We start from the raw sequence: 25,335 nt of genomic DNA, 5'->3' as shown, positions 1-25,335 counted from the left end.
TGTTTACTCTCGACCACTTGAATGCTCACTCCTTGTGGTGCTAATCAGTCAGGCAGACGCAATCTTGAGAGCCCGATCTAGTTCGGTCCAGTGCGACAAGGCGAGTTAACATAGCACATCTGGCGGCGGCCACTCTTTGGCGGGGTGGCGCCGACCGCGTGGTGTTGATGGCACCAATCGGCTGGTGGGTGTCTCGCCGGCTCGAGAATCGAACAGTTCGGTAAGCCGCACTTGCGTAGGCGACCTTCAATGACTTGCAAACGGGAGCTTGGACATCTATGGTCTCCTGGTGCCGAATGTCGATGGCTGCTAGGAACGTTCGCGATGTCTGCGAGATTCACTGGCCATCGCGCTTATGCGCCCATCGATAGCACGATCGACCTCCTGATCACTGAGGAACTTGATCGGCAGGCAAACACGATAAATCTGATTGCGGCGGCTAACTACCTCAGTCCGGGCGTAGCGGCAGCGATGCATCCAGCGCTCGAATCCGTTCACTGCGAGGGCTACCCTGGCCAGAGGTATCACGAAGGTCAAGCAGCTGCGGATGCAATTGAACAGCTCGCGATTGACCGAGCATGCCAACTCTTCGGCGCGGAACATGCAAACGTACAGCCTTACCGTGGCACCATGGCGAATCTTGCCGCGGCTATGGCCGTATTAAAGCCCAACGATTCGCTGCTTGGACTGGAGACCGCAGCCGGAGGGCATTACTCTACAGGCGGCCCTCTTCACCTTATCGGACGTATGTTCCGTGTGATTCCATATGGAGTGACGCTTGAAACATCCGAGGTGGATTACAAGCAGATTGCGGCTATAGCACGAGACGAGCGTCCGCGGGCCATATTCTGTGGTGACACGTCTTGTCCGCGATTATGGAATTTCGAGATTTTGCGCGATATCGCGGACGATGTCGGAGCTGTACTAATTGCTGATATATCCCAGTCGGCCGGGCTAATTGCGGGAGGTGCGATACCCAGTCCCGTAACCTATGCGGACATCGTTACGGCAGCTACATATAAGACACTACGCGGACCGCGCGCCGGTTTAATCCTATCGACAAAAAGTTTCGCAAAACAGGTAGATCGCGCCGTGTATCCGATTTGTCAGGGTGGCACCAATGTTAGGACCCTCGCGGGCGTCGCGGCAGCACTTGGAGAGGCGCTCACCGACGCGTTTAAGGCATACACTCTCCGAGTCATCGAAAACAGTCGTTGTTTGGCCAACGAGTTAGCTTCGTGGGGATTTGACCTTGTTAGTGGTGGGACTGATAACCACGCGTGCCTTCTGAACGTCGGATCGATGGATGTCACCGGGGATGTCGCAGCCAATTGGCTTGCGTCTGCGGGTATCTTGTCTAATGGGAATCAGATACCGAACGACCCGAACCCTCCGCGCCGCCCTAGTGGTCTTCGATTCGGGACCGCGGCTGTCACTACACTTGGCATAGGACGTTCAGAGGTTACGGAAATCGCAGCACTGATCGCATGCATACTTCAGAACGGTGGATGTCCGGAGAAAGCAAATGAAGTTCGGCTACAGGTAGCAGAGATTCGCAATCGATTTGTCAATGCCGGGAGCCACGTTCTCGAGGCGGAGGGGCTGGACTGAGCCATGGCTGCGTCGATAATTATCGACAATGTCGCTGTCGTTGAGGTAGAGGCGGGCACGATCCGTGAGGGATGTGCTGTCGAGATCGATGAGCTGGGCCTGATAGCGGCCATCACACCACAAGCCCAGATGAGTGGGGAAACTCGGGACATCTCCCGGATAGATGGACGAGGAAAGTTCCTCTTGCCGGGGTTGATCGACTCGCACGTTCATGTGGCGTTTAATGGTTTGCTCGATGTGCGTGCCGACTTCACTCGAACACTAAAACAGTTCCTCTTGCATGGAGTGACCACGGTAGTGGACTTCTTCACGGTGGGTGGCGACTTTCCAGGGTCATCGCCCGAGGCAATCCGTGACGATGTCAATAGCGGAAAATTCCTAGGCCCCTACATGTTGACATCATACGGATGTCTTAACGCGCCCGGTGGCTTTTGCGATTGCTCCGTGGGCGATGCAGCATCCGCAGTAGCGACTCGGGAAGACGTTGACCGCGAAATCGACCGCATTGCGGCGCTCAACCCCAACTTCATGAAGATCGTTTATGACGATGTTTTCGGCACATTACCCAACCTGACAAAGGACCTTCTGAGGGATCTCGTCACAGCCGCTCATGAGAGAGGCTTTCGAACCGCTGTGCACGTGGCCACCGGCGCCCAAGCTATCGCGGCTGTCGAGGCCGGCGCCGATATCCTTGGCCATGGAATCGTCGACGAGATTCCCGATGGTCTCATCAGCGAAATGGTGGACCGCAATGTTGCGATGATTCCCACGCTTGCCTCATATGAATCACGATCACGCGAGCGCAGCCGTATGGCTCTTCCAGCGATATCCCCCCCAGAGGTCGTTCAGTATTACGCCGAAATGCAAAATACGTTCTATGAACTTAACGGCCAGCTACATCTGTACCGCCAGGCTTTCGATGGGTCGCTCCGCTGCATGGAGGAAATGGTCGAAACCGGAGTAACGGTAGTGGCTGGTTCCGACGCAGGGACATGGTATACGTTTCCGGGCGACTCGTTGATGCGCGAATTAGAACTATACGTGGCGCGAGGTGTTGCGTCGGCCGAGGCCATACGCATGGCCACCTGTGATGCAGCGGCACTATGGGGCGTTAGCGCCGAGACGGGTAGCATCGCTGTGGGAAAGCGCGCCGATCTGCTAATGGTCAGCGATAATCCGCTTAATGACATATCAGCGGTCCGCAAAGTCGTGGCGGTGGTTCGTGGTGGCCGTTTAATTAATCTGGATGCGCTTGCCCTAGATATCGCGAATGGCCCAATTCTTCCTTCACGGCAGACGGATGGCAGCGTGCCATGCAGCCCCCATCATTTTCGAGACCGCTTTCCGAAAGGGACTTGATGGCAAGTTTGGAGCCGCAGCGTGACAATCCGCGAACGGCCGTTGAGCTAGAGCCGTTGCCGCACGTGTTTGAGCGAACCCTGGTGATCGTCGCGCACCCTGACGATGCAGAGTACAGCTTCGGTGGAACGGTTAGCCGACTTGCGGCAGAGGGTGTGGAGGTTACCTACGCAATCTGTACCGACGGTCGGCTCGGGGGCGACGACCCAACCATGCCAGGCGAAAAGATTGGCGCAATTCGAGAATCGGAACAACGGAACGCCGCTGAATACCTTGGCGTTGGTGAAGTCGTGTTTCTTGGCTTTCCTGACGGGAATCTGACAGCGAGCCTTCCGTTGCGGCGGGAACTAGCACGTCAGATCCGACGCTATCGCCCCGATCTGGTGCTAACCCACCAGCCCTTACGATCGCTCTCGTTTCCGATTGGTGCTTCGCACCCGGACCATTTAGCAGTGGGAGAAGCGGCTTTGGCGGCAGTTTATCCAGACGCCCGTAATCCGCGAGCGTTTCCAGAGCTTCTGGCGGAAGGCTTGAGCGCGCACCGAGTTACGGAGGTATGGGTCCCTGGCCACGAGCATACCGATCTCCTTATCGATGTAGGGCCGCACGCGGAACGCAAATTACAGGCCATCCTCAAGCACCGTAGCCAGTTTGTCGGCGCCGGTGACCCGCGCGCTGAGATAAGTTGGGTTGTCGAGCGGATGCGGAATAATGGCCGCGGTATCAGCGTTGATTATGCCGAGTCGTTTAAGCGTATTGTGACCGATAGCCATGCGTCCGCCGGCCCGGTTCCTCACATCGCCGAGCCCGCAGCCCATGGCAGTATTTGATGAAAGTCGTTATTCCAGCAAAGAATTCGTCAACTCGTGTCCTCAGCAAGAATTTTCGCCCCTTTCATGAGGGTCAATCGTTATTTGATATCAAGGTAAGTCAGCTGCTACTCAGTTTCGCACCGAACGAGATCTACGTCAGCAGCGAGGACCCGGCTGTGGCGCAACACGCAGAGCGATGGGGACTGAACTTTCTTATCCGGGAGCCGTATCTCGCTAAGAATGAGACACCTTACCCCTATGTGGTGAGCGAGATTTGCAAGCAGGTTCCGGGGGACGACGATATCGCGTGGTGTCATTTGACCGATCCGCTCTTCAATGACTATGGCAGCTGCTTGACTGCTTGGGAACAGGCACGTCTTGAGAACGATTGTCTTGTCGTGGTCTATCCTTTTCGCGGATACCTATTGGATGAAAACCACTGTCCGATGGGCTTCGGGTTCGGCCCTCGACATGTACGTTCACAACTCTTGCCGACGCGATACCTGCTGGGATTCACACTTTCACTCCTCCATCGAAAAACTGCAGTAACTGCCGGCCCTATTGGAGGCAATCCGTTTTGGTTCCATGCAACTAACCGCACTGTGGACATCGACGATGAAACCGACTTCGTGCTCGCCCAAGCGATATACCAGCACTTGGCCGCGGGATGACGCCTATATGCTTAGGGTCACCTAACAAGCGTGACTGTCCTGTGTCGTACGAGTGCTAAGGCTCGACCGATGACGCCATTCGGATCACTTTATCGGCATTCGATGAGTTCCGCGTCGCGGAGCGGCTACCTTCGACGCTTGGCGACCTCAACACGCACACTTAACATTTTCGCCGATCGTTTCGTAGCTGGGGAAACCACCACTGAAGCGATCGCGGTGGCGCGAACTCTGGCTCAGCATGAAGTCGACTCTACGATTGGCTACCTCGGCGAAAATGTTTCCACTGTTACGGCAGCTCGATATACGCGGGATGCGTACCTAGAGCTGCTCGATGCGCTGGAGCGCGAGGGGCTCGGCAGTCGCGCCGAGGTGTCCGTGAAATTGTCAGCTTCTCGGGCAAAAACTTGCGGTGAGTGGCACTAACGTTGCTCTGTCGGGCGTACGTGCGATCTGCGCCAAAGCCGACGCGATCGGTACAACCGTAACGTTGGATATGGAAGATTACTCCACAATAGATTCCACGTTTGAAATTTTTGGCGAGCTGCATTCCGAGTACCCGCGCACTGGAGTGGTGGTGCAGTCGTATTTGTTCCGCAGTGCGGAAGACGTCGCTAATCTGGCTGCTCAACAGGCGAGAATCCGCCTCGTCAAGGGCGCCTATGGAGAATCGGCAGAAGTTGCCTATCAAGACAAGGCTTCGATCGACGACTCATACGTCCGCTGTGTCGAGATCCTCATGGCCAGTGATTGCTACCCGATGGTCGCATCCCATGATTCCCGTATGTTAAAGGCGGCGGAGAGGCTTGCAGCGTTAAATGGTCGCAGACCCGGTGAATACGAAATCCAGATGCTGTATGGAGTTCGGGACAACGAACAGCGACGCCTGGCAGCCAGTGGGCACAAGGTGCGCGCCTATGTCCCATATGGAGCGGATTGGTATGGATACCTCGTTCGCCGCCTTGCTGAACGCCCTGCCAACTTTAAGTTCATACTGAGATCTTTGCTGTCTTAACCGTCGTTTCGTCTGCGAGATCAACAGGATTCGGATCAACCGCCAGCCAACTCCAAAACCAAGTGCATTTCTCTAATAGAGACATAATGTCTGGTGCCCTCGGACTGCTATTCCTTTGTGACGACACGACGGAGCGCAAAGCAGAGGCGATTAACGCGCTCAATAAAGCTTAGTCCTCACACGCGCGCGTGCCGAGGCAGACTTAAACTATGATCCTTGTTCCGTTCGGCGATGTCGACATGGAAAATGCCGTGTCACCAACAAGCCGCGTATTGAGGCTCGAGCCGAAAGCTTGAGATGCCGAATGGTGGCACCGACGTATCCTCAGATCGCTTCATTCGCCGCCCTTGCAAGATCGGCAGCAGATCGGTCTTCGATTTCGTCGGCGACCGCAATACGTACGTCCTTTACGCGGGCAGTCTTCCAACTAACCCATGCACCAGTAGCGGTTCTCATATCGAGCAATGGATGAATCTCGACATCAGCGGGGACGCCGAATGCAGTAGTAAGACGCCCGGCTATCAAAGCTTTGAGGCTATTTTTGTCGGCATCATTCTTTGCTTTTACGCGTACTAGCAAGCGGTCCTGCCCACCGTCGGACTGTATCTCCAACTCGTACCCATAGACGAGAGTCGGATCGACGAGAATCTCATTCTCGATTTCCGCGGCGGTGCGCTTATGTCCGCCGATGTCGACCATGTCCTTGGCTCGTCCGAATTGACGGACCGTGAGGCTCCCCGAACCGCTGCGGCTGATTTCAACCAGGTCGCCGGTGCGATACCTAATCAAGGGCTTGATGCCAGGAATTAGCGTCGTCAAGCACAGCTCTCCGTACCCCTCGAAGCCGAGCGTCTTCCCCGTGTCAAGGTCGAGTACTTCGAGTAGGTAAGTGGGCTGCACTGGAACTAGGCTTCCGTCCGGATTCGTTCGAATGGAGACGCCGGCTTCCTGGGAGCCGTACATGAAGTCGTATGCAGTCGCGCCCCAAGTCTCCTCAAGGAGTGCCTTCATGCTATCCGTACACATCTCGCCGGTCGTCAGGAGACACCGAAGCGAGAGATCTGCTCGCACGTCAACCCCGTAGGTTTCACTCATTTCCGCCAACGCCATAAGAAGGCCCGGTGAGCATAGGATCATGTTTACCTTTAGCTCGAGCATCACTTCAAAAAAAGCGGTCGAATCCGATAACGGGTGAAATCGGAAATAAGTCGAGCTTCGTTATACCGATCTGCTTGGCGGCAAACGACATCGATACGCAAGCCATGTGCAGTTCGTTTGGGGCAATCACAGCCAACACGGGCCGAGGATCACCTTCCTTGAAGTGTTCCTTCACGACCTTATCAAGAGCCTGCGCCATAGGTAGGACATCGAGGTCGAAGTCGATCTCAGCCTTGGGGCAAGGGGGTCGAGCGGCCGGTCGTCCCCGTGGTAGTGAAGTAGAACGCTGCATCACCCACACCGCCGCAAAGGAGGTCATACATCGCGTCGCGAAGGTCGTCCTTGGTCGTGTATGGAATCTCGCCAAGATCTGCCAGGGTCAAGTTGTTTGCATCTATCCCCGCCAGACGTTTCCGGTAGAAGGGCGACCTTTCCTTGACATGCCTAACGACGTTGCGTAGCGATCGTTCATGCCAGTCTGCGAGCTCTTCAGTCGAGACCTTGTCCGTATCCCAACGGTCAATAAAGTCGCGCCATTCGGTCGCATCCACGGGAGTGCCTCCTCGAAGTAGTGGGTGGCGATGTGAAGCGACCATCCGTCGAGCCGGCCGCTACATCGCAGAGCCGCATCCGGCGGGGGGGGGCTTCGTGGCTGATGATAGCCTCCCGGAGAGGAGCGGAACGCCGTGGGTGGGCCGCTATCGATCCTGCGACTCAAGGAGGGTGACCCATTGGACAGGATGAATGGTGTATACCTCCCGCTCGTCACGCCATTCTATGATGGTGAGCTGGATCTTAAATCGCTGCACCGGCTCCTCGATCACTACAAAGCAACGGGCATCGCCGGCTTCGTCCTCTTAGGCACTACAGGTGAGGCTCCCACTGTTGAGCTCAGTGAACAAAAAGCTTTTATTGACGCCGCTATTGAAATTATCGGTAGCTCGCTGCCAGTTTACATGGGTGTTGGCGGAAATTCGACACGCGAGGTTGGGAACACGATCAAGGCATTCGAACGCTTTGATTTAACCGGCTACCTACTTGTTACGCCGTACTACAATCGGCCGCCAATCGACGGTTTGATCCAACACTTTAGTGACGCCGCCTCAAGTACGAGTCGACCAATTATCGCTTATAACGTTCCCTATCGAACGGGTATAAATTTGCCGAACGATGCTCTTCTGGAAATTGTGGCAACCGTACCGAACGTGCGGGCGATCAAGGATGCCACAGGGAACATCCTGCAAAGCCTGGACCTTCTTGACCGGGCGCCGGACGAGCTGGACGTTCTCACAGGTGAAGACCCGCTGTACTTCACCAGTCTCGCCAACGGAGCTGCTGGCGGCATCCTAGCGTCAGCCCATCTCCGGACCGAGACATTTGTCGATGTTGCGGACGCCATTAACAAAGAGGAAATTGTCCGGGCAAGAATGTCTTGGCGTGAAATCAGTGGGATAATACCGTCATTATTTGCGGAGTCTAATCCCATCCCCCTCAAATACTGTCTCTGGCGCTTGGGCCTGCTTCGGTCGCCGGAATGCAGACTGCCATTAACAAGCGTCTCTTCGGGACTTGCTGAGGTGCTTGACGGCATCGTGGGTCGTAGAGATTGCAATTAGTGCGTTGTCCGCGACGACTCGAAGTCTACGTATCAATTGACGGTGATTAGTGTCGACGACAGCGCAGCAACCGCGCTGCATCGGAAGAGGGGCGACTGGGACGACGATCACAAAGTCTTTCGACTATGAATAACTATGAATATGGGAGGCATTTCGTGCTTCGTTGCGATATAGCGTCATCCCTGTTCAGCCCGCAAGGACGACACTCAAGCGGTCCAATCGGCTTTCTCCCAGTGATTGAGGTTGCGGAGTTTCGTTCCTGTAGCTCATGTCGGCCGAAAGATGTGATGACACACATGTCCGGTCAGCAAACGCCACTCGAGCTAGGCGAGGGGACCCCCTGCCATACCCTGGCGCATGCTGGCATACGTAGACGTCTGTGAGATCAACGCGGCCCCGGACATGCAGCCCGACTCTGTTTGAGTGAACTCAGCAACGGGACTCGCCCGACGATAACGTCCTTGATCCCAGAAGTTTGCGCAGCGCTTCGTCGGCAGAGCCGGCGGGAGGGTCATCAAGTGAAGCAATAAACACCGCCGCGATCTCGGTCGGGTGTCGGGCAAGCACCTTCCGCCACGATTGGATGTTGGGATGTTCGACGTGCGTGACAACTTCTGCAGGCGCGAGCCTATTAATTGCAGCCGCTAACTGAGCACTCGTTATCCGAAATTCGCGGGTGCCCCCGGAATATCCGGTGGTCTCTGCAAGAATCACTGCTGGGAGCGTGTGCGCTTGACCCGGCGGGTTGATATATGGAAAAGACCAGACTTGTCCGTTGTGGTATCCGACCGCATACGCAAGCGGCCGTACCCAGCCAGCTATGCGAGCACTGCGCAGCCGACTAATCTCTCGCAGCCCAGAAATCGTCGACCAATCCTCCTCTGTCATAGGCGAATCCAAGCACATAGCGGGAACGAGTGCGATCAGGCATAGCATTTGACTCTTCGGAACTTGATACCAGTAAAGAAAGTTCTCACGTGGCAGGTCAGAGATGTGGTCACTGGTGGGCTTCGGCGGTGTACCGGCCGGGGTGTTGCGGGGCGGCGGACGGGAGCGCCAGCGGACGGTAGCCGCCCCGCTGGGCGCCTGGTTCGGCTTACTGGCCGGTGAGGAGTTCGATCAGGGTGACGGCGTTGCGGCCGAGGTGGTCGAGGGCTTTTTTGCCCTTGGTTTCGGAGGCCTGCGATGGGGAGCCGATGACGCCGGTGGGCGTGTAGGCGCGGACGCCGAGGGTGGTGAGGTAGCGGCGGTCACTGGCCATGTGATCGCTGGTTTGCCATCCGTCGCGCAGGTAGTCGGGCCAGGCGGCGAGCAGCAGGGAGGTTTCTAGTTCGCCGGCGTGCATGTCGTCGTGGTTGCTGGTTTGGATTCCTGCGGCGATGCGCGCCTCAGCCCAGTCTTCACGGCTGGGGTATAGCCCGACCTTGATGGGGGCCCGCGGGTGGTTGGCTTGCTGCACGACGTTGGTGAGTACGGCGTTGCCGCCGTGACCGTTGACGACGATCAACGCGGTGATGTTCTGGTGGGCAAGTGATTCGGTGATGTCGGCGACGACGGCGGCTAGCGTGGTTGCGCTGATGCTCACAGTGCCGGGATAGGCGGCGTGCTCGTGGGAGCAGCCGAATGCCACGGGCGATAGCTGAAACACGTTGTGGTGCTCACTGATTGATGATGCGATAGTGCAGGCGATGAGAGTGTCGGTGCCCAACGGCAGGTAGGGGCCGTGCTGCTCGAATGATCCGACCGGCAGGACCGCGACGGAGCTGGTGGTATCGGAGTCTGCGGTGGTGGTGTCGGGGATGACACGGCGGCTCATGCGGTGACTCCTTGGGTGGCGTTCTTTATGCGTCCGGCGAGTTGTTGCAGGACAGAGCTTTTGTTGCGTCGTCGACGGTCCCTGACGATTATGCCTGCTTTGGCGAGATGAAGTCGGGCTCGCTGCGAGGGTGCGGACAGGTAGCCCGGGATCGCTGTGGCGGTCAGTGCCAGCGCTTGCTGGTATTCGCCAACGGCGATGTAGGCGTGCAAAAGCCGCATATCGGCCACCGCCCGGTCGCGGTGCTGGTCTGATGTCCAGGCGTGATGGTGCCCGTCAAGCAGGGTTACCGCCTTGTCCGGCTGGTCGATGCGTAGGTACCCGGAGGCGATCTCGCTGGCAACGTAGGCACCGTGGGCGTAGATCGCGCGGTCGTGGGCCGTGGGAGTGATGTCGCTGAGTTCTAACGCTGCGGCGGCGTGGCGGTGAAAAGCCCGCTCATTGTGGTTGGCCAGTTCAGCGAGTGCTTGTTGGCGGGCGATGCTTGCGGCCAGGCGACCCACGTCTTGCCCGTCGATGAGTTCGGCGGCGTCGGCGGCCAGGTCAGCGGCGAGGTCGGGGTTGGTGCGGGCGAGAATGTTGGACTGCCGCATCAAGATCATTGCATTCAGTTCCGGGCCGGCCGACCGTAGGTGCAGGGCCGCGGTGTTGGTGAGTTTTTCAGCGGCGGTGTGATCGCCGAGGTCTTGGGCGATCCACCCCGCCACCTCGGCGATTGTCCCGGCAGCGTGCCGCATCTGCGGTTTGAGCTGTGGTGGCGCATGGGCGATGAGGGATTCGATCGTGACCAGATCGGACTCGACGAGCGGGCGGGCGTGCTGGGGGCCGAAGGCGTGCTCGGCCCGGATATGGGTATGTTGCTGAGCCTGGATGACGTCAAGTACGTCGCTGTCGATGGGAAGCTGCAGCAACAGCGGGTGCGGCAACTGGCTCTCGATCGGCACGACGAAGAACTCATCGGGTTCGACGCCGAACACTGCGGCCAGGTCGTCACGCCACATCGGGCCGATCTTGCCGGTCGCCAAGACGTGAGAGATTTCGCGTTTGAGGGTGTCGTGGGTAGGGACGTCGTCGTCGCCGCGCAGCCGGCGAACATTCTCGGCCTCGATTGCCAGCTCACGAAGGCTGTAACCGTACTGGTCCATGGCAGCGCGCAGCCGTTGGGCGTTGCGTGCCCGGATCGGGTCGGCTGCGGCCATGGCTTTGATCATGCCGCACACATCGGCGCAGGTCAGCTGTGCGTGCGCGTTTCCGGTTATCACCCCCATCACTGGCTGTCACTATCGGCGGCAGCCGGGGTGGCGCTGTCCTTGAGTTGCGGCCGAACAGACCGCGTGACACCACAAGGAAGGACAGCAATCCATGAAGTTACGAATCGAGACCACCGGCGTGACGTTCCTGTGCACCCGAATTCCCGAGCAGCGCACCAATTTCGACACCGGCGCACCACGCATCGACAAAGCCACTGGGCAGGTGTTGTGGCAGGTGCAGTTGATCGCCCTGGACGCTACCGGTGGCGAGGTGCTGGCGGTGACCGTGGTCGGTGAGCCGAAAGTGATTGTCGGGCAACCCGTTGCGGTGTCTGGTCTGGTGGCGTTGCCGTGGTCACAGGACGGCCGCTCGGGCATCGCCTATCGCGCCGAAACCATCACCGCCGCCGACCCGGGTGCGGCCGCCGCGAAGGCGAGCCAGCAGGCCCGCTAACCGAGGTCTGGCCCGGCAGCACCCGCATGAGCGCGGTGTGGCTGTCGGGCCAGCCTCCCCGGCAACACCATAACCCGTCGCACTGGAAAGCGTGCCATCATGTCGAACACCTCAAACCGTAAGAACCACAACACTAGTCAGTCCTCTGACGATGACTGGATCGGCGAGCTGATCTGGGCATTGGTCAAAGCCGCCGGGCAGCTGCTCTGGTGGGCAATCCTCTTCCCCATGCTCAGTGTCCCGGCTATTCTCACGATCTGGGTCGCCATCGCCCACGGCGCCCGCGCGGGCCTGCTGACCGCCGCCCTGGCCGTCGCGGCATACACCGGCTGGGCAGTCGTGGAGCCGTCATCGTTCACCGCGTGGGTGACCGAGCCGGTGCGCCAACGCTGGCTGGCGTGGTGGCGGTATCACCGCAACTGGGCCTCGGTGTGCACCCTGCACGGTTTGACCGCCCGGCTCGGTGAACGCGCACTGGTCCCGGCATTGCGGTCGGTGCAGATCGGCAGCCCCGCCGACGTGCTCATCGCGCGGGTGGTGGCAGGCCAGTCGATCAACGATTGGCAGAAACGAAGTGACGCTCTGGCGGCGGCGTGGCGGGCCGATCGGCTGACGATCCGCGCCACCATCCCAGGCGAGCTGCGGATCATCATCAGCCGCGGTGACGTGCTGGCCCAACCCATTGCCCTGCCGATGCCGACACGCGCAGCCCCGGTCGATCTGGCCGCGGTGCGGATCGGAATCACCGAGACACGGACCTGTTGGCAGCTACCCGTTTTGGGGCAGCACATCCTGGTCGCCGGTGCCACCGGAGCCGGGAAGGGCTCGGTGCTGTGGTCGCTGATCGCCGGACTGGCGCCGCACGTCAGGACCGGGCGGGTGCGGTTATGCGTGATCGACCCCAAAGGCGGCATGGAACTGGGCGCCGGCGCACCGATGTTTTCGGTGTTCTGCCACCACAACGGCGAACCCACCCTGGAGCTGCTGCGCCAGTTAGTGGCGGTGATGCAGGCGCGGGCCAACCGGCTACGGGGACACACCCGCCTGCACACTCCCAGCACCACCGAACCGTTGATCGTGGTGATCATCGACGAGATCGCCGCGCTGACCGCTTATCTCACCGACCGCAAACTGCGCACCGAAATCGAACAACTGCTCGGCCTGCTGCTCTCCCAGGGCCGCGCGGTCGGGATATCGGTGGTGGCCGCGGTGCAAGACCCGGCCAAAGACACCCTGCCGGTGCGGCAGTTGTTCACCGTGCGGATCGGCCTGCGCATGACCGAGGCCACCCAAACCGCGATGGTGTTGGGCCAAGGAGCCCGCGATGCCGGCGCCGAATGCGACCTGATCGCCGATGCCACACCCGGTGTCGGGTACGTGATGATCGACGGCACCGCCGACCCGATACGGGTCCGGGCGTTTCACGTCACCGACCGCGACATCGCTGTGCTGGCCCGAACATTCCCCGCACCCCGCCCGAGCACACCGGGCACCGCGCGAAACACGGCCCCTGGCACGGACAACCGAGACGGTCAGGGGAAGCGGTGAGCACCGCCGTGGCGGACAGCCCGGTGATCGTGTTGCCGGGGGTACCGACCACCGTGGATGCCGAGCCGGTGATCACCCAGATGTTGCGCCGCGCCTCCTCACCGAGTTTCGGGTCGTGGTGGCACCGCGCCGAATCGGTCGGCTTTTGCGCCAGCCCGATCCAGCTGTCCGGTGCTGACACCTTCGGGCGTCGGCACACCGTGTGGACACGCTGTAACAACCGCCGCGCGACGGTGTGCCCGTCATGCTCAGACCTCTACGCCCGTGACACCTGGCAACTGGTGCACGCCGGAGCCGCCGGCGGCCACCACGATGTGGCCGCTGAAGTTTCCAGCCGTCCGCAGGTGTTCGCCACTTTGACCGCGCCGAGCTACGGGGCGGTGCACAACGCGACCGGCACACCCTGCCACGCGCGCAATCCTGCCGGGTCGACTGTCCGGTGTCGGCATGGAAATGCCCTGCGCTGCAACATAACCCACGCCGTTGATGACCCGGCGGTGGGCCAGCCGCTGTGCCGGCAGTGCTACGACTACCGCGGGCATGTCTTGTTCACCTGGCATCTGCCCGAGCTGTGGCGACGGTTCACCATCGCGCTACGGCGAGCGGTCGCAACACACCTGAAAGCCGTTGGCGTCACACCGGGTTCGGTGCGGGTCAGCTTCGTCAAAGTCGTTGAACTTCAAGCCCGCGCCATCCCCCACATCCACGCCCTGATCCGCCTCGACCCGCCACCGGCCTACGCCACGACATCAGGTGACCACGATCGTCACGGCCCCGCCGCCCCGTGGGGTGGTGGGGAGCCCCGCCCGATAGTCGACCAGCACACCGACTGGTCGTCACCGATCACCTCCACCGAGCTGGCCGCCCTGATCCAGCAGGCCGCCCGCCGCATCAGGATCGATGTTGCGACCGGCGACAGCGACCCCGACCAAGGGGCAGTGCGGGCGCTACGGTTCGGCGCCCAGATCGACACCCAACCATTGACACCCGAAACCACCACAGCCGCAAACGATCCCACAACCAACTGTTCCGCGCGCACGACGGCAACGCGGCTCTCGCCGCGCCGGGTCGCGGCATACCTGGCGAAATACGTCACCAAATCCCTACACGATTTCGGCATCACCGCCCGGCGCCTCACCGCAGAAGCGATCGGCGACCTGGATGTCAGCGAACACGTGCGCGCCATCCTGTCCACAATCGCCGAACTCGCCGAACACACCGCGGAGGGAGGACCTTTGGCGGGGATCGGGCGCTGGCTGCACACCTTGGGCTACCGCGGCCACATCACCACCAAATCCCGGCACTACTCGACCACAATGGGCGCCCTGCGCACCGCCCGCGCCGTTTGGACCCGCCAGCAGATGGCCAAACATTCAGGGCGGCAAAACGATACACAATCTGCCCGTCCAGGCCAACACTTGACCGGCGCCATTGCCGGCCGGCACGAACCGATCGACACCAATGAGATGCTGTGGGGGTTCGACCGCGCCGGGCACACCAGCGCCGGGGATCGCGTCCTGGTCATCTCAGCAGCCTTGCGCCACATCGGTGCCCGTATCGCCGGTATCACCGAATCCCGGAGTGTCGGTGCGCGCATCCCGCCAGCGTCACGCGGGGCCGGGTGATGGCCACGACACCCGAGGACGGCACCGCCGGCAACCACGATGCTGGTGCGGTCCCGCTGTATGAGGGTCCTGAGTTCATCGCGTGGCTGACCGCCTCATGTGAACGCCAGAACTTGCCAGTCACCGTGACCGATCCGACCGTCATCGCACGCATCGCCACCCTGCTCGGAGCGAACCCGAAGACGCCACCGGTTCACACCCGCCACAGCGGTCGCACCCGGTCGATGTCAAGGCTGCGCGACCCCGCGGTCCCCGGAGCGATGACGGCGTGATCGAGCACCGATTTGATGACCGCTTGTTGGCGGTCGATGTCCAAGCTGTCCCACTGCTCGCGTAGCAGACGCCCGGTGCCGACCAACTCCTGAACATCAGTGGTATCGGTGGCAGCCGCGATCGCTCGGCGCGTTTCGGCGATACGGGCGGTGATGGGGTCGCGCGCGGCGATCCACTCCCGCGCGGTCACGGTTGCATTCGCATACAGCGCTGCTAACTCATCCAAGCGGGTGGTGTCGGCATCGAGCTGGGCCGACAACGCGGCGACGTCGGCATCGACGCTGGCCTTTCCCGCCAGTGCATCGGCCAGCTGCGGAGAGTCCAGCCGGGTCAGCACCGCGTCGGTCAACAGCTCCTCGACGGGTCGGGCCACCACCGTCAGTCGCCCGCAGCCGCCCTGATCCGGGCCGCTCAGGCACACATAGCGGCGCACCCGATTGTCTGGATTGACATGGCGGGCTTGTGAATACAACCGGTTGCCGCACCGCCCGCAGCGCAGCAACCCCGACAGGAGGTAGGTGCGCGGTGCGCGGGTCTTCGTCAGCGCGCGGGCAGTCATGCGGGCCAACACCTGATCCCGCTGCGCCGGGGTGATGATCGCTGGCCACGCTGCCGCACCGATCACCTGGCCGTGATGCTCGCGCAGCCCGGCGATGCGGCCCGAGCACAGGATTTGGCGCACCGTCGAGGTCCGCCACGCCTTCGACGCCGCCGGAGGCACACCGGAGTCGTTGAGCCACATCGTCAGTGACCGAATCGACGCTCCCGCCAGATAACGGTCCACCATCTCGCACACCACCGCGGCCTCATCGCAACGCACAGCGACCTTGTCGGGCTCGTAGCCGAACGGGCGCACCGAGCCGTGCGGCAGCCCTCGTTCGGCGTTCTGCAACATCTTGCGGCGGATGCGGGCGGATTTGCGGCCGGATTCCTTGGCCGCGAACGCGGCGAAAATCCGGGCCATGAATAACCCGTCGTCATTGCCCAGATCAATATCGGCGGTGACGGTGGCCACGTCACGCACGCCCACCAACTCACACAAAGCGACGAATTCTTCTAACTCGACCGGGCGACGATGCAACCGGTCCAAGTTATAGACGATCACCCCGTCCCGAGCACCCGATTTCAGATCGGCCAGCATCCGCACATACTCCCGGCGCGGCTTTCCCGAAAAGGCCGACACATCGTTATCGACATACTCATCACCGACCAGCCAGCCTCGATCGGCCGCCAGCTTGCGGCAATCCTCCAACTGCCGCGCGCCACCCCTAAGCCGGCGCCCTCGACATCCGCCGAGATCCGGGCATAGACCGCCGCCGACCGCACCCCAACTCGCTGACCTGCCGGTTTCACTTTTCCCATAGAGGGTATATTAGCAACATTTCAGCTTGTGCAGTTCGGTGGGCCCGCCGTCTTCCCAGTGCTGCAGGTGGTGGGCGTGTAGGCCGCGGGTGGCGGCGCAGCCGGGTACCACGCAGCAGCGGTCGCGGTGTTCTAGGGCGCGGCGCAGCCGGCGGCTGTTCTGGCGGGTCTCCCGCCCGGTGCCGATGAGCTGTCCGTCGCGCTGAAACCAGGCTTCCCAGGTGGCATCGCAGGTCAGGTATTGGCGTTCGGCCGCCGACAGGAGTGGCCCCAGGTGCAGGGCGGCGGCGGGTTTGTCGAGGTCGAGGTGCACGATCACGGTGGTGTGTTGGGCGTGCGGGCGGCGCGCGATTTCGGTGTCCCAGCCGGCGGTCACCAGGCTTAGGAACGCATCCACGGTGTCGGGCAGCGGGGGGGCGCTGGGATGCTGCGGTGGCGGCGTGGTCGCGTTTCCAGTCGGTTACCAGCGCGTCCAGGTGTGCCTGTAGGGTGGTGTCGAACAGGGCGGCTTCGGCGTGGGGCAGGGTGATCCGCCAGGTGGTGGATTGCTCGTCGCCGGTCTGGGAGATCGAGCGCTGCGGACCCGGGCGTGGCTTGGGGCAGGGGTCCTCGGGTCGGGGTTCGAGTTTGATCGCGGTGCACAACTGGGAGACGGTGGCTACCGCGGCCAGCTCGGCGTAGTGCTCATCGGAGCCGTCGGCGGCGCGTTCGGCAATGACCCCGACCTGATCCAGCGAGAGCCGGCCGTCGCGCAGACCGGCCACGCAGCGCGGGAACTCCTGCGCGCGATGGGCCACCGCGGCGATGCTTTTCGCGTTGCGCGGGGACACGCCGGTGCGCCAGGCCACCAACGCCGAGACCGAGCGTGCGCCGGTGGACCCCCACAGTTCGTCACGGTCGATCTCGGCGACGATCTCCACGATCCGCCCATCGATCGCATTGCGCTGACCGGTCAGCTCCGCCAGCTCCTCGAACAACCCCTCCAACCGCTCACCAGGCGAAACCGCCCGAGGCTCAACGGTGCAAGAGGACATAACAACATCCAAGCAGCCACCACCGACAACCCGGTCAAGGATCGTTTTAACTGACTCAAGTCATCCAAATACGGGCCGAGTCCGCACTAGCCGATTCCTGGCCCGGACGGACGCGCCGCGCTACCCTTTGCACTCACGTCCCATCGACGAAACAGAACGGAATGATGGCGGCAACCAACAAGAACTCCGCGCGCGAGACAAAACGTCTGCAGACCCGAGAGCGACTGCTGGGAGCGGCCGTTGCCGAATTCAAGCGGTCCGGGATGGCCGACGCGGATGTCGGCGCGATCGTCAGTGCCGCCGGAGTTGCGCACGGCACCTTCTTCTTTCACTTTCCCACCAAGGAACACGTGCTCCTCGAATTGGAGCACCGCGAAGAACAGCGCATCGCCGGCCAGTTCACCCGGTTCCTGGAATCCGAACCCGACCTTGCGGACGCCCTCGGCGAAGCCGTGAGGCTGATCGCCGGATTGGAGCGCCGGTTGGGCGAAGAGTTATTCAAAGACTTTCTCGCACTGCATTTTTCCCAAACCCGGCCGCCGGTCGAAGACGGCCGGGACCACCCCATCATCGTCGCGGTCGCCCGCGAGATCGAGCAAGCGCAAGAACGCGGGACAGTGGCCGCCGACGTGATCCCGATGAACAGTGCGGTCTTCTTCCTACTCGGGTTGTATGCGCTGCTGATCACGACGAACACCTGGCCGAACCGCGACGCGATGCTCGATGATTACCTGACCACGACGATGCGGAGCCTGGCGGCTCGCTAGCCCTCGTTATTGACCTCAGTCAGTTTCTGGGTTAGAACTGGCGGGTCGAGGGAGGCGAATTTGAATCTGCCTACGGTGAACTTCCGCCGCGCAGCCGGGGAGACTCCCGCAACCCGGGATGGTCTGGGTCTGGACGAGCACCTGGACGAATCGCAGCTCGCGCAGCGACAGGCGGACAAGTGGTTGATCTCGGGTTCCCTGTTGATCGGCACCGCCGCGTTGGGCGTCTTCGGCCTGCCGCTGTTCCTGCGCGGGGTCTGGCTGTTGCGCCGAGCGCAACGGGCCGGGCTGTCGGTGCGGCCGATGCTGGTCACCCTGCTGGGCTATCTGGTCGTCATCGACGCCGCCATCAACACCGTCGGCTGGGCACTGGACATGGTGGGCAACCACACCCTGCTCGGCCGAGTGTTGTTGGTGGGCTGGGGAAACATGTTCGATGCCGGCTATTTCTGGCACTTCAACGAACTCTGGATCGGCGGTGCCGCCGGCCCCGGCGAGAAGGGCTGGGAGGTCGGGCTGATCTTCACCGTCTTCACCATGCGGATCGCGGCGGGCATCGGTTTTCTACAGATGAAGCGCTGGGGCCACCAGTGGATGGTGGTGACCTGCTGGATGGGCGCGGTGATCTGGATCGGTTACGTCTTCAACATGACCATGTACGCCGACGTGCGGTTCGCCGGGGTCGTAGTTCCGGTCGTCGGCTGGTGGCTCTACGACATCTTCTACATCACCCCGTTCCTGGCCATTCCCTACCTGCACACCGTAAACCGCGAAATCTTCTCCGACTGACCGTCTTTCAATTCCAAAGGAGCTGCAACGTATGGACATGGTGTGGGAATTGCTGCGCTACGTCGCGGCCTGGGGCGGGACCGGGTTGATCATCTGGTTCTGGTACTGGATGTTCTCCAACATCGGAACCTTCTGATTCCGTGACCGCGACGACCAATCCGTCGGCGATGGCAATCGAGCGCAGTTGCGCGCTGACCGCAGTGGCGCTCAGTGAACGGCGCCGCGGTGGCGCCCGCTTGACGACGGGGACCAAACGCGGCTTCGGTGTGAGCCCGGCACTGGACCTGGTGCACGTCCCCTACCCACCACTGGTGCACGACTGGACGCGCCGGACGTTGACATGTGGTGTCGCGCTGCAATGCTCGCCGTCCAAGGAACGCCTGGCGCACTACCGGTTGACCGACCTCACCCCGCGCGAGAACCGGGCCCTCACCTTGATCGAGGCGGGTGTCGCGGTGGGCTGGATCGCCTCGCGATGGCCTGGCCTGATGCCGGAGATCGACAGGCTGCTACCCGACGTACCGGTCGGCGACCCGGATCTGGACGCCCCCTCGATGTTCGACCGTGCGATCGACCTGGCCCGGACCGGACACCCGATCGCTGAACACCCGCTGCTGGGCATGCTGCCCCGCACCAGTGCGACTGAACGTGGCTTGGCCAGTGCGATCAAGCGATTCGGCAGGATGCCGTGGACCAGCACCCAGCAGCGCCACCCGCGTCCCTACTCGGTGCCGGTGGGCGGCGACGGCGGCGTGCGCAACCCGAACCTGCCGCCGCCGAGCCGGCCGGAGGACAACGACCTTGACATCAGCCCGCAACGGCGCCATGGCATCCCGTATCCGGAGTGGAACGCTTGGACCAACGCGTTTCTGCCGAATCACGTTGCGGTCCTTGAGATCCCGCCGCGAACCCAGGACCGTCACCCTGCGCCGGTGGCGGCGAATCTGCGAAAATGGTTCGAGGAACACACCCATCGCGCGATGACCAACCGGCTCGACGACGGGTCCGACCTCGATGTCGACGAGTACGTCCGGCACTACGTCGACTCGACCATACAGCGCGCCACCGAACCCAGGATCTTCCGCGAGCTGCGGCCCAGCGGCCGCGACGTCACCACCGCGCTCTTGCTCGACGGGAGTTCATCACTCGGCGTCCACGCTGGACAGATCTTCCGGCTGGAGCTGCAATGCGCCGACGCACTCTCGCGCGCGATGACCCTGGCGCGGGAAAGACACGGCATCTTCGTGTTCACCGGCAATACCCGCCATCGGGTGGAAGTGCACTGTCTCAAGGACTTTCGTGACGGCCACTTCATCGCGCCAGGCAGCCTGGGGTTGCAGACCGCGGGCTACACCCGACTCGGCGCGCCGATTCGGCACCTGACGTCGCGCCTGCTGGCACAACCCTCGGAGCGGCGTCTGCTGATCGTGATCGGCGACGGTCTGATGTCCGACGAAGGCTATGAGGGCCGCTACGCCTGGGCCGACGTGGCACACGCGGTCGACGAAGCCAACGATGCCGGCGTCTCGGTGTACTACGTCGGCGTCGGACCGACGCGGGTCGACCCGCTACCCGAGGTGTTCGGGGCACGCCGGTCCAGGCGGATCAAGCGCATCGAGGAATTGCCGCGCGTGCTGGCCCACGTCCACCGCGAACTCGTCGCCGCGTAGGAGACCGAGGGGGAAGATGACCGACACCTACATCGCCGGTGGCAACGAAGTGCAGCTGTTCGAACAGGCTCACCGCGAACACATTCCGGTGATGCTCACCGGCCCCACCGGCTGCGGAAAGACGCGCTTGGTCGAGCATATGGGCGCCCTGCTCGGCCAGCCGGTGGTCACCATCAGCTGCCACGACGACCTGACCAGCTCCGATCTGGTCGGCCGGTTCATCGTCACCGGGGGCGACGTGGTGTGGAACGACGGTCCGCTGACCCGAGCCGTCAAAGCCGGGGCGATCTGCTATCTCGACGAGGTGGTGGAAGCCCGACATGACTCGCTGGCGATCCTGCACTCCCTCACCGACCACCGTCGCGCCCTGTACCTTGATCGCGCCGACGAGGTGGTGCATGCTCCGGAATCGTTCATGCTGGTGTGTTCCTACAATCCGGCCTACCGTAGCTCGCTCAAAGAGCTGAAGCCGTCATTCCGGCAGCGCTTCGCCACCCTCCCGATGAACTATCTGCCCGCCGACCGTGAAGCCGAGGTGATCGTCGCCGAAGCGGCCGTCGAGATCAGAACCGCCCAGCGACTGGTGCAATGCGCCAACGCTATTCGCACTGCCGACGACGCGTTTCACTTCGAGCCGCCGTCGACCCGGGTGCTGGTCACCGCGGCCAAGCTGATCGCCGCCGGAGCCTCGGAGATCGACGCGGCCGAAGCCTGCATACTCGCACCGCTGAGCACCGACGGCGCTGTCAACGACGGTCTGCGTGAAGTCGCCGCGGCGACCCTGCTCGCGTCCCAGGACCCCGCGAACCGATAGAGAAAGGCACCAGCATGGTCGATCAGCAAGAGCGCAAGCGCAAGCGGGCACTCATCGTCTTCCAGGTCTTCATCTACGGGTACCTGCTGGTGATGTTCGGCATCGAGCTGTACATGTCGTTCGCCCGGGGCTGGTGGAATCTATGAATCTGCCGCTGTTGCACCGCCGTTCGGACACGCCCGGTCTCGACGAGCACTACGATGCATCGCGCGAGGCCCAGCGGCGGGCAGACAGGTGGATGATCGTCGGCGCCGGGCTGATGGGCTGCTGGGCTCCCGGACTGCTCGGGTTCCCCATCTTCATGCGCGGAGTATGGCTGCAACGTCAGGCGCTGCGCGCGGGCCTGTCGGTTCGGCCGATGATCGTCACGCTGATCGGCTATCTGGTGCTGATCGACGGCATGCTCAACAGTCTGGGCTGGGCGCTGGACTTGGTCGCCAATCACACCCTGATCAACCGGGTGCTGATGGTGGGCTGGGGCAACATGTTCGACGCCGGTTACTTCTGGCACTACAACGAGCTGTGGGTGGGTGGCGCAGCCGGGCCGGGTGAAAAGTCTTATGTCGCAGGCCTGATCCTCACGGTGTTCTCGATGCGGGTCGCCGCGGCGATCGGCTTCCTGCAGATGAAGCGCTGGGGTCACCAGTGGATGGTGGTCACCTGCTGGATGGGCGTAATGATCTGGATGGCCTACGTGTTCAACATGACCATGTACGCCGACGTGCGCTACGCCGGAGTCGTGTTCCCGGTGATCGGCTGGTGGCTCTACGACATCTTCTACATCACCCCGTTTTTGGCCATCCCCTACCTGCACACCGTCAATCGCGAAATCTTCTCCGACTGAAGACTGACCCACGAGCCCACCAAGGAGCAGACCCGTGACCACACCGTCATCGGAAGACACCGCCGCCGAAGAACTTCCGCCGGGCACCACGCCGTACTACGCACGCATGCACAAGTGGATCAAGCGCGCCGTGCTGGTCTGCCTGGTGGCACTGGTCCTCGAGGGCGCGTTCACGCTGCCGTTCATGGCCGTCTACTACGGCTATCCGACGCTGAGCCTCACCGAAATCTGCAGCGAACTGCTCAAAGTCCGGTACTCCAACGACACCCTGGAATGCAAGTACCCGTACCCGCCACTCGGGCCACCGGAAGGGGTCGCCGGCAAGGGCACCGCGCGCGACGACTGGGGCATCCAACCGGTGCCCCGGTATCACCGGCTGGGCTTTCGTGAACTCGTGCGAATCCACGACGCGCGAATCGCCCGCCAGCAGGCCCAGCACGCGCAGCAGGCCCCGAAGCCGTGACCGGGAAGCTGCGGGTCATCCAATGGGCTACCGGCAATGTCGGCCGGCACGCGGTGGCCGCCGTGCACGAGCACCCGGACCTGGAACTCATCGGCGCGCTGGTCTACAGCGACGACAAGGCCGGCAGAGACGTCGGTGAGATTTGCGGCATCGGTGAAATCGGCGTCGTCGCAACCAAAGACGTCGAGGAGATCCTCGCCCTGGATGCCGACTGTGTGCTGTACAACGCGATGGGCGACTGGAATCCACCGGCCGCGGTCGGGGACATCCGCCGGCTCCTCGCCTCGGGTAAGAACGTGGTGTCCACCGCGGTGACCGCGCTGATCTATCCGAAGAGTTGCGACGGGCCGGTGGCCGAGCAGCTGGAGGCCGCGTGCGCCGAGGGAACGACGTCGTTCCACGGCACCGGCATCGAACCTGGTTGGGCCGCTGAGGTTTTGCCCCTGACCATGTCGGGCCTGTTCCGGCGGATCGACTCGCTAGTGGTGCAGGAGCTGATGGATTACAGCACCTACGACGTGGGGTTCGTGCTGTTCGACGTGATGGGCTTCGGCAAGCATCCGGACGAGCCGGTGCCGATGTCCGAACCGGCCGTGGGCGCCATGGCTTTCAAGGCTCCGCTGATGCTGCTGGCCGACGGACTCGGCGCGGCGATCGACGAATTCACCTACCACCGTGAGGTTGCCGTCGCCGACGCACCGATCGAAGTGAAAGCCGGGCGCGTCGAGAAGGGCACCGTGTCAGCCCAGCGCTTCAGCTACACCGCGATCATCGGCGGCCGGCCGGCACTGACCGTCGAGCACATCACCAGGCTGGGCGCCGAGCAGGCATCCGACTGGCCCAACGGACGCGGCTGGAAGGTGACGGTGGAAGGGTCGCCGTCCATGGTTCTGGAATCCCGGATCGCCATCCACGGCGAGGACGACACCGACCAGGGCTGCCTCGGCACCGCGATGCACGCGGTGCATGCGATCGCACCGGTGTGCGCCGCACCGCCGGGCATCCGGACCTTCCTCGACCTACCCACGATCGTGGGACGCGGGGTGTTGTCGAACAGGCTCGGTTGAGTTCGAGTGTCCGGCGATGCCGGGGTGTGCGTGGGCCGATCTCAGCGCGTCGAACAACGTTGTGCGACAGTCACTTCCCGCGTTCGAACGGAACACTCGTCGGCAACTGCGCGCCGTCGGGGGGGACGAAGCGGCCGTCGAAGTCGACATAGCCCGAGCGTTTGGTGGGCAACGGCAGTACCGGATTGGGACACGGCTGACGGGTGCCGTCGCCACAGATACCACCATTGAAGTAAGAGCGCCGCTGGACGTCCTCGGGCCACGGGTCGGCATGCATGCCGAACCATTGGGCCGGAATGTTGTAGAAAACGAAGAAGCACGCGCTGACCCCGGCGAAGATCGCCAGGAAGCGGATGAACTGCTGTTGCACCACGCCGCCTCGCACACTGTCCAATCCGCGCTCGACGACGGTTCGGCCGCGGTCATCGGTGAAATAGCGCAGGCAGCACAGCGCGGCCTGGACGCCGCCCCACATCAGCCCTTCGTAGACCGGCCACTGGTAATAATGGCCGGCATTGAGCGAAACAGCGCGAATCGCACCGGGATACGTGTAGAAGCCGATGGGCAGCAGAATGCAGCCCTCCATGAGGAGGTCCAGCACGAAGGTGAATGCGTAGGTCACCGCGATCAACCGCAGGTTGCTGATGTCGGGCCAGCGCGCCTTGATCCTGCGCATCACCCAACAGCCGACGATCGTGATCAGCAGCACCCCGTACGCGTAACCCGGCGCATTGGTCAACAGCGGCTCGGCGACCTGCCGGCCCGGTTCCTCCGGTGATACCCAACCCGGAATGTGCGATGACCAGGAGCCCCGGTTGAACAGCCAGGTGTTGTAGGTGCACCAGGTGTTGAAATAGTTCAGCAGCGGATCCTGAAAGAACATCAAACCCATTGACGCCAGCAGCATCCCGTCCAGGGTGATCCGTCTCTCGCGTCGCCACGGCCGAATGATGAACCACCACAAGGCGAACGGCGCGGCTATCCAGAGAATGATCGCGTTGGCCATCAGCGGCACTTTCATCAGCCACGGCGGCTCGGAGGGGCCGGCGGGCACCCGCTGGAAATAGGGCCCGCTGACCCAGCGGATCCACACGTAGAGCTCCAGTACGAGCAGCGCACCACCGATCGCGGCCCAGATCTGGACGGGCTTGACCGTCCGGACGGGCTGCACAGCGGGCCTGGCCCCAGCGCCCGGCTGGATTGCGCGACCGGGCGGCTCGGTGACGGCGGATGCGCCTTTTCGGTTTCCCTCTTTGCTCATCGCAGCGAATATACCAGCTGGTATCTGAGAGTCGAGCCGGAATCTAGAGTTACTCTGGC

23 protein-coding genes and 2 pseudogenes are annotated in these 25,335 nt (G+C 62.1%); 17 read left to right on the top strand and 8 right to left on the bottom strand.

Annotated features, from left to right (window positions below):
- Positions 1–324: 324 nt before the first annotated feature.
- The 5 genes from L6444_RS07995 to L6444_RS07975 all read left to right on the top strand — a co-directional run bounded on the left by L6444_RS07995 (position 325) and on the right by L6444_RS07975 (position 5,465).
- On the top strand, positions 325–1,611 hold the full coding sequence (locus tag L6444_RS07995; protein ID WP_236981620.1) for a serine hydroxymethyltransferase: 1,287 nt from the start codon (positions 325–327) through the stop codon (positions 1,609–1,611).
- A gap of 3 nt (positions 1,612–1,614) precedes the next feature.
- The gene (locus L6444_RS07990) at positions 1,615–2,970 is read left to right on the top strand and encodes an amidohydrolase family protein (protein WP_236981619.1); all 1,356 of its coding nucleotides are present in this window, start codon (positions 1,615–1,617) and stop codon (positions 2,968–2,970) included.
- Positions 2,970–3,800, top strand: coding sequence for a PIG-L deacetylase family protein (locus L6444_RS07985; RefSeq protein WP_236981618.1), 831 nt, complete (start codon positions 2,970–2,972; stop codon positions 3,798–3,800). The genes L6444_RS07990 and L6444_RS07985 overlap by 1 nt, the downstream gene beginning before the upstream one ends.
- Complete coding sequence (locus L6444_RS07980) at positions 3,800–4,453, top strand: cytidylyltransferase domain-containing protein (protein WP_236981617.1); 654 nt, start codon at positions 3,800–3,802, stop codon at positions 4,451–4,453. The genes L6444_RS07985 and L6444_RS07980 overlap by 1 nt, the downstream gene beginning before the upstream one ends.
- 409 nt (positions 4,454–4,862) lie before the next feature.
- Positions 4,863–5,465 carry a proline dehydrogenase family protein gene (locus L6444_RS07975; RefSeq protein ID WP_236981616.1) on the top strand — a complete coding sequence of 201 codons (603 nt, stop codon included), beginning with the start codon at positions 4,863–4,865 and terminating at the stop codon, positions 5,463–5,465.
- A 324-nt stretch (positions 5,466–5,789) separates the two neighbouring features.
- Here the strand turns inward: L6444_RS07975 and L6444_RS07970 are convergent, their stop codons facing one another.
- The 3 genes from L6444_RS07970 to L6444_RS07960 all read right to left on the bottom strand — a co-directional run bounded on the left by L6444_RS07970 (position 5,790) and on the right by L6444_RS07960 (position 7,174).
- A complete protein-coding gene (locus tag L6444_RS07970; RefSeq protein WP_236981615.1) occupies positions 5,790–6,560 on the bottom strand; it encodes a phenylacetate--CoA ligase family protein in 771 nt (256 codons plus the stop codon).
- Positions 6,561–6,627: 67 nt separating this feature from the next.
- A complete protein-coding gene (locus tag L6444_RS07965; RefSeq protein WP_236981614.1) occupies positions 6,628–6,822 on the bottom strand; it encodes a hypothetical protein in 195 nt (64 codons plus the stop codon).
- 28 nt (positions 6,823–6,850) lie between these two features.
- Entirely contained in the window at positions 6,851–7,174 is a 324-nt protein-coding gene (locus L6444_RS07960; RefSeq protein WP_236981613.1) for a hypothetical protein, read from the bottom strand.
- A gap of 189 nt (positions 7,175–7,363) precedes the next feature.
- Here L6444_RS07960 and dapA point away from each other — a divergent pair, with 189 nt between their 5' ends.
- The gene (dapA, locus tag L6444_RS07955; RefSeq protein ID WP_236983909.1) at positions 7,364–8,239 is read left to right on the top strand and encodes a 4-hydroxy-tetrahydrodipicolinate synthase; all 876 of its coding nucleotides are present in this window, start codon (positions 7,364–7,366) and stop codon (positions 8,237–8,239) included.
- A 1,096-nt stretch (positions 8,240–9,335) separates the two neighbouring features.
- Here the strand turns inward: dapA and L6444_RS07950 are convergent.
- Positions 9,336–10,055, bottom strand: a complete 720-nt coding sequence (locus tag L6444_RS07950; RefSeq protein WP_055581550.1) for a creatininase family protein — start codon at positions 10,053–10,055, stop codon at positions 9,336–9,338.
- Positions 10,052–11,323 carry a hypothetical protein gene (locus L6444_RS07945; protein ID WP_231752681.1) on the bottom strand — a complete coding sequence of 424 codons (1,272 nt, stop codon included), beginning with the start codon at positions 11,321–11,323 and terminating at the stop codon, positions 10,052–10,054. The genes L6444_RS07950 and L6444_RS07945 overlap by 4 nt, the downstream gene beginning before the upstream one ends.
- Positions 11,324–11,417: 94 nt before the next feature.
- Here L6444_RS07945 and L6444_RS07940 point away from each other — a divergent pair, with 94 nt between their 5' ends.
- The 3 genes from L6444_RS07940 to L6444_RS07930 all read left to right on the top strand — a co-directional run bounded on the left by L6444_RS07940 (position 11,418) and on the right by L6444_RS07930 (position 14,932).
- Complete coding sequence (locus L6444_RS07940) at positions 11,418–11,759, top strand: hypothetical protein (RefSeq protein WP_055581551.1); 342 nt, start codon at positions 11,418–11,420, stop codon at positions 11,757–11,759.
- 99 nt (positions 11,760–11,858) lie between these two features.
- A complete protein-coding gene (locus L6444_RS07935) occupies positions 11,859–13,307 on the top strand; it encodes an FtsK/SpoIIIE domain-containing protein (RefSeq protein ID WP_055581552.1) in 1,449 nt (482 codons plus the stop codon).
- A gap of 80 nt (positions 13,308–13,387) precedes the next feature.
- Positions 13,388–14,932 carry a replication initiator gene (locus L6444_RS07930; RefSeq protein WP_231752682.1) on the top strand — a complete coding sequence of 515 codons (1,545 nt, stop codon included), beginning with the start codon at positions 13,388–13,390 and terminating at the stop codon, positions 14,930–14,932.
- Between the two features lie 193 nt (positions 14,933–15,125).
- Here L6444_RS07930 and L6444_RS07925 read toward each other — a convergent pair.
- Both L6444_RS07925 and L6444_RS07920 read right to left on the bottom strand, forming a co-directional pair.
- Positions 15,126–16,567: pseudogene (locus L6444_RS07925) on the bottom strand (recombinase family protein).
- 22 nt (positions 16,568–16,589) lie between these two features.
- Positions 16,590–17,601, bottom strand: a pseudogene (locus L6444_RS07920) (HNH endonuclease signature motif containing protein); the annotation flags it as partial.
- A gap of 164 nt (positions 17,602–17,765) precedes the next feature.
- On the opposite strand from L6444_RS07920, the gene L6444_RS07915 reads away from it, so the two are divergent.
- The 8 genes from L6444_RS07915 (at position 17,766) to L6444_RS07885 (ending at position 24,015) form a co-directional block, all read left to right on the top strand.
- Entirely contained in the window at positions 17,766–18,368 is a 603-nt protein-coding gene (locus L6444_RS07915) for a TetR/AcrR family transcriptional regulator (protein WP_236981612.1), read from the top strand.
- A gap of 60 nt (positions 18,369–18,428) precedes the next feature.
- Positions 18,429–19,157: a hypothetical protein gene (locus L6444_RS07910; protein WP_236981611.1), complete on the top strand. Its 729-nt coding sequence runs from the start codon at positions 18,429–18,431 to the stop codon at positions 19,155–19,157.
- A gap of 167 nt (positions 19,158–19,324) precedes the next feature.
- A complete protein-coding gene (locus tag L6444_RS07905; protein WP_370653156.1) occupies positions 19,325–20,827 on the top strand; it encodes a nitric oxide reductase activation protein NorD in 1,503 nt (500 codons plus the stop codon).
- Between the two features lie 16 nt (positions 20,828–20,843).
- Positions 20,844–21,641 (top strand): CbbQ/NirQ/NorQ/GpvN family protein, encoded by a 798-nt coding sequence (locus tag L6444_RS07900; RefSeq protein WP_236981609.1) that lies wholly within the window; start codon positions 20,844–20,846, stop codon positions 21,639–21,641.
- 14 nt (positions 21,642–21,655) lie between these two features.
- Positions 21,656–21,787 (top strand): hypothetical protein, encoded by a 132-nt coding sequence (locus tag L6444_RS30060; protein ID WP_255731148.1) that lies wholly within the window; start codon positions 21,656–21,658, stop codon positions 21,785–21,787.
- Positions 21,784–22,485 carry a hypothetical protein gene (locus L6444_RS07895; RefSeq protein ID WP_236981608.1) on the top strand — a complete coding sequence of 234 codons (702 nt, stop codon included), beginning with the start codon at positions 21,784–21,786 and terminating at the stop codon, positions 22,483–22,485. Before L6444_RS30060 ends, L6444_RS07895 begins: the two co-directional genes overlap by 4 nt.
- Positions 22,486–22,519: 34 nt before the next feature.
- On the top strand, positions 22,520–22,948 hold the full coding sequence (locus tag L6444_RS07890; protein WP_236981607.1) for a hypothetical protein: 429 nt from the start codon (positions 22,520–22,522) through the stop codon (positions 22,946–22,948).
- Complete coding sequence (locus L6444_RS07885; RefSeq protein ID WP_236981606.1) at positions 22,945–24,015, top strand: NAD(P)H-dependent amine dehydrogenase family protein; 1,071 nt, start codon at positions 22,945–22,947, stop codon at positions 24,013–24,015. The genes L6444_RS07890 and L6444_RS07885 overlap by 4 nt, the downstream gene beginning before the upstream one ends.
- A 70-nt stretch (positions 24,016–24,085) precedes the next feature.
- On the opposite strand, the gene L6444_RS07880 is transcribed toward L6444_RS07885, so the two are convergent.
- The gene (locus tag L6444_RS07880; protein ID WP_236981605.1) at positions 24,086–25,276 is read right to left on the bottom strand and encodes a spirocyclase AveC family protein; all 1,191 of its coding nucleotides are present in this window, start codon (positions 25,274–25,276) and stop codon (positions 24,086–24,088) included.
- Positions 25,277–25,335: the final 59 nt, after the last annotated feature.

Origin of the sequence: Mycobacterium kiyosense, from assembly GCA_021654635.1 — a bacterium.
Classification (GTDB): domain Bacteria; phylum Actinomycetota; class Actinomycetes; order Mycobacteriales; family Mycobacteriaceae; genus Mycobacterium; species Mycobacterium kiyosense.
This window is presented reverse-complemented; position numbering and strand designations above follow the sequence as displayed.

Bases quoted from the DNA above. Each gene is read 5' to 3' on its own strand.
- dapA (WP_236983909.1), top strand. From the start codon at position 7,364: ATGAATGGTGTATACCTCCCGCTCGTCACGCCATTCTATGATGGTGAG.
- L6444_RS07895 (WP_236981608.1), top strand. From the start codon at position 21,784: ATGAATCTGCCGCTGTTGCACCGCCGTTCGGACACGCCCGGTCTCGAC.
- L6444_RS07985 (WP_236981618.1), top strand. From the start codon at position 2,970: ATGGCAAGTTTGGAGCCGCAGCGTGACAATCCGCGAACGGCCGTTGAG.
- L6444_RS07950 (WP_055581550.1), bottom strand. From the start codon at position 10,055: ATGAGCCGCCGTGTCATCCCCGACACCACCACCGCAGACTCCGATACC.
- L6444_RS07965 (WP_236981614.1), bottom strand. From the start codon at position 6,822: ATGGCGCAGGCTCTTGATAAGGTCGTGAAGGAACACTTCAAGGAAGGT.
- L6444_RS07905 (WP_370653156.1), top strand. From the start codon at position 19,325: ATGGCAATCGAGCGCAGTTGCGCGCTGACCGCAGTGGCGCTCAGTGAA.
- L6444_RS07935 (WP_055581552.1), top strand. From the start codon at position 11,859: ATGTCGAACACCTCAAACCGTAAGAACCACAACACTAGTCAGTCCTCT.
- L6444_RS07900 (WP_236981609.1), top strand. From the start codon at position 20,844: ATGACCGACACCTACATCGCCGGTGGCAACGAAGTGCAGCTGTTCGAA.
- L6444_RS30060 (WP_255731148.1), top strand. From the start codon at position 21,656: ATGGTCGATCAGCAAGAGCGCAAGCGCAAGCGGGCACTCATCGTCTTC.
- L6444_RS07980 (WP_236981617.1), top strand. From the start codon at position 3,800: ATGAAAGTCGTTATTCCAGCAAAGAATTCGTCAACTCGTGTCCTCAGC.
- L6444_RS07945 (WP_231752681.1), bottom strand. From the start codon at position 11,323: ATGGGGGTGATAACCGGAAACGCGCACGCACAGCTGACCTGCGCCGAT.
- L6444_RS07930 (WP_231752682.1), top strand. From the start codon at position 13,388: ATGTTGCGCCGCGCCTCCTCACCGAGTTTCGGGTCGTGGTGGCACCGC.
- L6444_RS07990 (WP_236981619.1), top strand. From the start codon at position 1,615: ATGGCTGCGTCGATAATTATCGACAATGTCGCTGTCGTTGAGGTAGAG.
- L6444_RS07940 (WP_055581551.1), top strand. From the start codon at position 11,418: ATGAAGTTACGAATCGAGACCACCGGCGTGACGTTCCTGTGCACCCGA.
- L6444_RS07970 (WP_236981615.1), bottom strand. From the start codon at position 6,560: ATGAGTGAAACCTACGGGGTTGACGTGCGAGCAGATCTCTCGCTTCGG.
- L6444_RS07915 (WP_236981612.1), top strand. From the start codon at position 17,766: ATGGCGGCAACCAACAAGAACTCCGCGCGCGAGACAAAACGTCTGCAG.
- L6444_RS07880 (WP_236981605.1), bottom strand. From the start codon at position 25,276: ATGAGCAAAGAGGGAAACCGAAAAGGCGCATCCGCCGTCACCGAGCCG.
- L6444_RS07995 (WP_236981620.1), top strand. From the start codon at position 325: ATGTCTGCGAGATTCACTGGCCATCGCGCTTATGCGCCCATCGATAGC.